This window comes from Chamaesiphon polymorphus CCALA 037 (genome assembly GCF_003003845.1).
GTDB lineage: Bacteria > Cyanobacteriota > Cyanobacteriia > Cyanobacteriales > Chamaesiphonaceae > Chamaesiphon > Chamaesiphon polymorphus.
The window spans coordinates 1-7,614 of record NZ_PVWO01000279.1; the positions used below are offsets into that span (position 1 = coordinate 1).

General features: G+C 45.0%; 6 protein-coding genes. 2 read left to right on the forward strand and 4 right to left on the reverse strand.

The window, feature by feature from the left end:
- The 4 genes from C7B77_RS18880 to C7B77_RS31490 form a co-directional block, all read right to left on the reverse strand.
- Positions 1–662: mechanosensitive ion channel family protein (locus tag C7B77_RS18880; RefSeq protein WP_245894272.1), on the reverse strand; the 662-nt coding region annotated here is incomplete at its 3' end.
- A 214-nt stretch (positions 663–876) separates the two neighbouring features.
- A complete protein-coding gene (locus C7B77_RS18885) occupies positions 877–1,899 on the reverse strand; it encodes a WD40 repeat domain-containing protein (protein WP_106308281.1) in 1,023 nt (340 codons plus the stop codon).
- Positions 1,900–2,898, reverse strand: a complete 999-nt coding sequence (locus C7B77_RS18890) for a CobW family GTP-binding protein (RefSeq protein ID WP_106308284.1) — start codon at positions 2,896–2,898, stop codon at positions 1,900–1,902. It lies immediately after the preceding gene.
- Positions 2,899–2,932: 34 nt separating this feature from the next.
- Positions 2,933–3,064: a hypothetical protein gene (locus tag C7B77_RS31490; RefSeq protein WP_281261373.1), complete on the reverse strand. Its 132-nt coding sequence runs from the start codon at positions 3,062–3,064 to the stop codon at positions 2,933–2,935.
- Between the two features lie 409 nt (positions 3,065–3,473).
- On the opposite strand from C7B77_RS31490, the gene C7B77_RS18900 reads away from it, so the two are divergent.
- Complete coding sequence (locus C7B77_RS18900; protein ID WP_146138396.1) at positions 3,474–6,332, forward strand: polysaccharide deacetylase family protein; 2,859 nt, start codon at positions 3,474–3,476, stop codon at positions 6,330–6,332.
- A gap of 615 nt (positions 6,333–6,947) precedes the next feature.
- A partial coding sequence (gene dgt, locus C7B77_RS18905; RefSeq protein WP_342761364.1) for a dGTP triphosphohydrolase occupies positions 6,948–7,614 on the forward strand: 667 nt, incomplete at its 3' end.

Consider the following 7,614-nt stretch of genomic DNA (forward strand, 5'->3'; position numbering starts at 1 on the left):
GAACTTTCCAGTTGAGATTTATACTTGCCTTGGGCCACAATCTGATGACCCTCCCTGAAAATGAGCGAACCGTAAGTAATTTGCTTGACTCGATCGATATCATTTTCGTATCCAGTCCCAAATACTAGATCGATCCGACGTTGGGGTTGTGCTGAATGATTGGTGAGACAATCATCGAATAACTTGCGATTGGGAGCCACGATCGTGCGATTATCTGGTGTAATTAGAGTTGTATTGAGTGGATGAATTCTGGTAACAGTACCACCAATATTCAAACATTCGATATAATCGCCGACTTTAAACGGTCGTAAGACGATAATTAAAATTCCAGCGGCAAAGTTTGATAACGAACCTTGCAATGCTAACCCGATCGCAACCCCAATCGAACCTAAAATTGCAATAAACGATGCAGTCTGTACGCCTAATTGACCCATCGCCACAATTACCGTCATTGCTACTACCGCAATATAAACTAAATTGCTGGCAAACGATCCGAGTGTGGCATCGATTCTGGCTTTTTGGAGCGATTTACCAACCACAGTTTGGAGAAACCGAGCGAGCTGGATCCCGATGAGCACGAGCATAAAAGCCGAGATCGCTTTAATGCCAAAATCGGCAATCCAAATCTGGATTTTGACTAAAAGTTCTGTCTTATTGTCCATAGAAGATTCTATCCAAGGGCAGAGGGCAGATATGTCTACTCTACCCCATTGAGGGTAACTCGATCGACACCATTACGTGAGAAACTAGTCTCAGCAAGGATTTGAAGATTATAGTATTAGCGGCGATCGAATCATCGATCGAGTTTTTTAGCCCTTGGTTTAACTGTGGGGTGCCTACTGGTTCGATAACAATTGACGATCGATCGATTTCACTTTATCCCCAAATCTTAACTTCTCCTCGATCGTTACCTGTTACCAACATGCGATCGTTTGAATGCCAATTAATGCGAGTAAACTCCACGTTGCTATCGTTAAAAGATCCAATTACGCCCATTTCTGGTTCCCAAATTGCGATCTCTCCATCTACACTTGCAGTTGCAATTAGTGGAAATTTGGGATGAATAGACATTGTTGTAATAAAATCTCGATGAAACTCTAGGGGCATAGCTTGCCAAGTGCCATCTGCATACGCACACGATACCAACATTTCCGCACTAATTGCCGCTACTGTCGGTTGAGATTTATCGATCCAAGCTAACTGCTGAATCCGAGCGGGAAAACCTCTCATCGTCCAAGTAGATGAGAAGTCTTCGATCGCACTAATTACCAAACAACGATCGAGTGTCGCCCCTGCTAAAAAATCTCCCCCAATCGACCAAGCTAAATGCTTGAGCGCGTTGTTTGCAGGTAGGTATTCTGGTTCTTCATCCCAATCGTTACTTTGCCAAATTCGCGCTCCTAAATTGCCAGCTACCGCCAAATGAGTCCCAGCGGGATGCCAAGCCAAATCGAAGACAGTGGAAAGATCGAAATCTAAAGTCGTAATTAATTCTCGCTTGGCGATGTCCCAAATTTGAACGAATCTACCAGTTGCAAATGCTAAATAAGGTGCGTGCGGATGCCAAGCGATCGAATCCACCCAAATCGATTTATGAGCTAAGGACAGTAACAATTCGGGGCTACCATTGCCACAATCCCACACTCGCACATCGCCCATCTGTCCGCCTGCGGCCAAATATCGGCTGCTCGCATCGAAAGACAGGCTATCGACACTCGCCCCATGAGCGTCTAACAGCATGGTGAGCTGCTGGTTTTCCCAATAGGCAACTTCCCCCGCCGCACTGCTAGCAACCACAGTTCTACCGTCGTTAGCACAGGCGATGGAGGTAATATATTCGGCAAGTTGTGCTTGCCAAACTAGTTTCAGTTCTCGTTGACTGGATTTTGACTTTGCCATCTAACCAAATCCCTTGCCGGACGCAACTAAGCATTTATTAAAATCTTTGCGTAACTTGGCTTCATCGAGATCGCGTCCGATGAATACTAATTCATTTTTACGTTCCTCACCCGCTCGCCATTCGCGATCTGGTTTGGCATCCATCAACATGTGTACGCCTTGCAATACAAATCGCCGATCTTGTCCCTGGATGTTTAAAATTCCTTTCATCCGAAAGATATTCTGACCCTGAGTTGGTAGTAATTCGCCCAGCCAAGCTTCAAGTTTTTGGCTATTCATCGCGCCTGGTGCGACTAAAGCGATCGATCCTACCGATTCATCGTGTTGGTGTGCTTCTTCGCCCAAGAAATCTGGATCGATCGTGAGCGCATTGTTAAGATCGAAACCGCCAACTCCCAAAATTGTATCCATATCAACTACGGCATTTTGAGTGCGATAAATTTTGGCGATCGCATTCATATTCCGAATTTTTTTCTCCAGTTCTTCTAACTCGGCTGGCGTAACTAGATCGGTTTTATTAATTAAAATGCGATCGGCAAAAGCAATCTGTTCTTGAGCTTCATCTGCATCCCAATGCAGTTGGATATGTTTGGCATCTACCACGGTGACCACGGCATCTAAGCGCGTTTCTAGTTGCACGTCTTCATCGACAAAAAAAGTTTGAATTACTGGTGCCGGATCGGCCAAGCCAGTTGTTTCAATTACTAAATGGTCGAATTTGTCGCGACGGCGCATTAAGTTTCCGATAATTCTGACCAGATCGCCCCGCACCGTGCAGCAAATACAGCCATTATTCATTTCAAAAATTTCTTCGTCGGTACTGACAACTAGTTGGTTGTCAATGCCTACTTCGCCAAATTCATTGACAATTACGGCTACTTTCTTGCCATGCTCGTATGTCAGAATATGGTTGAGCAGTGTAGTTTTTCCCGCGCCTAAATATCCCGTCAACACGGTAACTGGGACGGTCGATGTTGGCAAATTATCTAGAGTATTCATCAGTTTTCTTTCTCAGTGGGTTAGAGATCGGTAGCTATTTGCTTTTGCTAGCTACTTTAGCAATTGACAACAAGATTTTAAACTTCTGACGATCGCTAGCAATAATGGGAATGATTATCATTCTAGCATCAATGTGCGCGATCGAGGCACGATCGGAGCGTGTCATACCAAATCTGATTGGAAACGCCCCTGAACCTCAGCCCTCACCCCCAGCCCCTCTCCCAAGCTTGGGAGAGGGGAGCCAGAGCCGCAGGATTTGGCGGGGTGAGGGCGACGGGACTGTACTGGTAATAAGGGTTCTGCATGAATCGGAGTTAGTGTCAGTACCAATATTCGACTTAATCTATCCTAAGTCCCGACGATCGAAAATAGCTCCAGATGTCTATAAACTCACACCAGGACAAAACTCGATCGAGATTGATACGATCGCACGTAGTGCCGAGTGATATCGATCGCAGACAGGTAGCACGAGATTATGGTCTAATCCAGATGTCAGTATTTACACGTACATTAGAGTATCCGATCGCTCTAAAGATTATCCAAAATACTCGCACAGGTTGTTCCAGCTTGCTACCATGTCTCAATCGATCGATCCAAGTCCCAACTTTGTAGCCAAAAATACTGCTGGGAAGATTGCCCTAAACGGCAGTTTAACAGATTGGAAACCGATCGATCGACTGGATGCTCTACCAATTCAGCAAGTAGCGGGTTATCGCGTTTATGGTAAGAATACCGCAGACGGTTATGTATTGGCGATCGATTCAACTAGCGAACAGATCGGTGCTAATACTACAATTTGGTTGAACACCGATCGAAATAAAGCGACTGGATACCAAGTTTTCGGATCGACGGTAGGTGCGGAATACAATATTAATCTCGATGCAGATGGTACGCCATATTTATATAATGGTGCCGCAGGTCAAAACCCGATCGCACGCTTAGAGTTTGCCAGATCTCAAGATGGTAAGACGATCGAAATTGCCATTCCTAAGTCGCTCATAATGGCCGACAACACGAGTATTGATGCCAACATCGATATCAACGATCGGGTCTTTTTAACTAGCGATTATGCAAATAATAGTTTAAGAATTGACAACACAGATTTGCCAGTACGAACGAATCTCAATCGGCGGATTGCGATCGTGTATTCGGAGACTTCGGCAAATAATTTCTTTGATAAAAAAGCTTACAGTCAGTTATTTGCTTCCGCTCAAAGTCAAGCGATGGCATCTGGGGTACCATTCGATTTACTTACCGAAAGCGATCTCCAAGATTTGAGTAAATTAGTAAATTACGATGCGCTAGTTTTTCCCTCCTTTCCTAATGTTAATGCCGCCGATCTGAATGCGATCGAAAGTTCGCTCACTCAAGCTGTGGCTAAATATGGAGTTGGGATAATTGCCGCTGGTGAATTCATGACAAATGATGAAACTGGAGCCGCACTGGCTGGCGATCCTTACAGTCGGATGAAAAACTTATTGGGGGTACAACGCACTGCTGGCGGCGGTATCGTCAATGCAGTTATTACCGCTAAAGATGTCGATAATAATATCCTCGCGCCTGGATATACTGCTGGCGAGCAGCTCCTCAATTACGACAAAGGTATCGCTTTTGCTGCTTATAGTCTCTTCGGTACCCCAGGTACGATCCTTGCCGAGCAGACAGTTAATGGTGCCAATTATAATGCGATCGTTGCCACCAAAACAGGCGGTCAAAACGTTCATTTTGCCGACGCCTCGATCTTTGCCGATACTAATATTGTTGCACAGGCTATCGGCTCGATCGTCGATCTCGATTCACCGCGCGTCAGTCTCGATCTGACGCGGAATAATAGTTTATTTCTCTCGCGCGACGATGTAGATTTGTCCAGGTTTTCGGAAATAGCACCAATCGTCGAAGCCAAACTCGCTGACGTGCTGACAGATTGGAAAACTAAGTATGGATTTGTCGGTACTCACTTTATCAATATCGGTAACGATCCAGTTAATGGTGAATCGACTGATTGGAATGTAATGAAACCCATTTATCAACGCTGGTTGGCATTGGGAAATGAAATTGGGACTCATTCATATACACATCCCAACGATCCGAGCAATCTAACTCCCACGCAGGTAGAATTTGAATTTAACCAATCTAAAAATATTATCGCCCAAGAATTAGGCATCCCCGTTACTGGTGCCGCAACTCCAGGCAACCCCGATAGTCTGGCACTAGACAAACAACTCGATAATTATTTCCAATACTATACTGGTGTCGGCACTGCTTACAATAACGCATTTGGATTCCTCGATCCGACATCACAAGCAGTCTATTTCGCGCCAAATATTTCCTTCGATTATAATGCGATCGGCTATCAGAATTTAACTAACACTCAAACCACTGCACTCTGGAATCGAGAATACGATTGGTTAAAAAGCCAAGCACGCAAACCGATTGTGGAATTTGCTTGGCATGACTACGGTGCGACTGGCACCGATTCCGCTTACAATCCCGCAATTTACGATGATTTTATTGCCAAAGCTGCCGCCGATGGTACCGAATTTGTCACCTTCGATGACGCTCAAAATCGGCTGCGGACATTTCAAAAATCCGCCGTTAAGATCGATTGGATTGGCGATACTATTACCGCAAAAGTTACGCCAGATATTAGTACTGCTGGCGTCGGTAAATTCTCGTTAGATGTTCGATCTAGCGATCGAATTAAGAACGTCGGCAGCTATTATGCCTTTGACAAAGACTCAGTATTCCTCACCAAAAACGGTGGTAACTATACTATTAATCTCGGCAAAACTGCCGATAACGTCACCCACATCGTCGCACTCCCCCAACGCGCCGAACTGATTTCAGTCGCAGGCGACGGTCAAAATCTCGACTATACTTTCAATGGTGAAGGTAAAATCTCGATCGATCTCAATCTCCCCACCAATACTACCCTCTCAGCAACAGGTGCCGATAGTTACAATCTTATCGGCAATCGCTTAGAGATGACATTCGATCGCGATCGCACTCACTCAGCCACAGTCAAAGTCGGCTCTACGCAGGGTACGAATGGTAACGATCTCCTGACTGGCGGCGACAGTAACAATCCACTCGTCGGTGTCGATCCTCGCAGTGCGACGGCGGGGAAAGGCGAAATTGATACACTCGTACATTCAGCCAGTAGCAATCGCTTCATCTTGGGCGATCGCCAGCAAGTTTATTATAATGACGGCAATAGTAATAATGAAGGTCTGACGGACTATGCCAAGATCGTCGGTTTCGATGCCAATAGTGATGTCATTCAACTCAAAGGTAAAGCTACCGATTATGCTCTGAGTACGACACCTACTGGTACGGCTATTTCCAACAATCTCTTCGGTCGATCGGAATTAATTGGGATTGTCGAAAATGTATCGGAATTGAGTCTAACTGGGGACTATTTTACTTACGTCTAGATACGTAATTCATGCAGAAATTAATCTGGCGTAATCTCGATCGACCACAGGCTCGAAACATTCGATAAATTAAAGTTTTGATAGAGTTTTTAGGATCTAATTCTGTTACCAAACGATGGAAATCAGATTATACCTAATCTGGCTGCGCGATCCCTCTTCGTAAACCTCTCGGGACTGGCTCGCTCAACGCCAGCGGAGGGTCCATACCGACGGTCGTTAGATACGAGGTATCTCCCCCGTAACACCGTCGGTATGGACTCCTCCGCACAGTTAAGAGTGAGCCAGTGATGTGTGGCTAGACTAAACGCAAGGATGACGATCCATCATCCGGGTTGCAAGTGGTATCGATCGCGCAGAAGTTAGATAAGTACTTACGTACTTTAATAATTTTACCACGATCGATCTCAATTTGGAGATTGCAGCACAAATATTAGTTCGGACATTATTTGTGGGTACTTTAGGCTAGGAAGATGGAAATTATTGCCAAAATGTAAGCTGTAATTGGTACCCTAGAGATAGGGTTCTCGATGGCGATCGATCTCGAAAATTGGCGCGAAAGTTGAAGTGAAGTCACGATCGAAATTTATGAGCGAGGTAACTCTTCAGATGGATCGAATGCAATGGGCAAAGCTTTTTTCTCGCAAAAGATATGGAGTACATCAGCTCGAACAAAAAGAAGTCGGACGCAGCCATTTTCAAAAAGATATCGATCGCATTATTTTTTCTACTGCTTTTCGCCGTCTCAATCATAAAACGCAGGTACATCCACTTCCCGAAAACGATGATATCCGCACCCGATTACCCCATAGCCTAGAGGTTTCATCGGTAGGGAGAAGCTTGGGTACCAAAGTCGGTCAAAGACTAGCAGATGAATTAAAACAAATCGATATCGATCCTTCAAATGTCGGCGATATCGTTCAATCTGCATGTCTGGCGCATGATATTGGTAATCCTCCGTTCGGTCACTCTGGCGAAGAAGCAATCAGAGCGTGGTTTAGAGCGGATACCAATCGAGAATTTGTCAAAGATCTCGATCCAGCCGCGCTCGCCGATCTGCAAAATTTTGAAGGTAACGCGCAAGGTTTGAGGATTATTACCAAATTAGAATACTATTTATTTGAAGGCGGAATGCGGCTGACATATGCAACTTTAGGAACATTTATTAAGTATCCTTGGACTTCAGAGCATCTATCGCCCAAAAATAAGTATGGCTGCAATCAAACCGAGCGCGATATTCTCACCCAAATAGCTACCGAACTCGGCTTGCTCGAACGCGCTACCA

Excerpts from the sequence above, each read along its gene's own strand:
- C7B77_RS18885 (WP_106308281.1), bottom strand. The coding sequence starts at position 1,899 with ATGGCAAAGTCAAAATCCAGTCAACGAGAACTGAAACTAGTTTGGCAA.
- C7B77_RS18890 (WP_106308284.1), bottom strand. The coding sequence starts at position 2,898 with ATGAATACTCTAGATAATTTGCCAACATCGACCGTCCCAGTTACCGTG.
- C7B77_RS31490 (WP_281261373.1), bottom strand. The coding sequence starts at position 3,064 with ATGACACGCTCCGATCGTGCCTCGATCGCGCACATTGATGCTAGAATG.
- C7B77_RS18900 (WP_146138396.1), top strand. The coding sequence starts at position 3,474 with ATGTCTCAATCGATCGATCCAAGTCCCAACTTTGTAGCCAAAAATACT.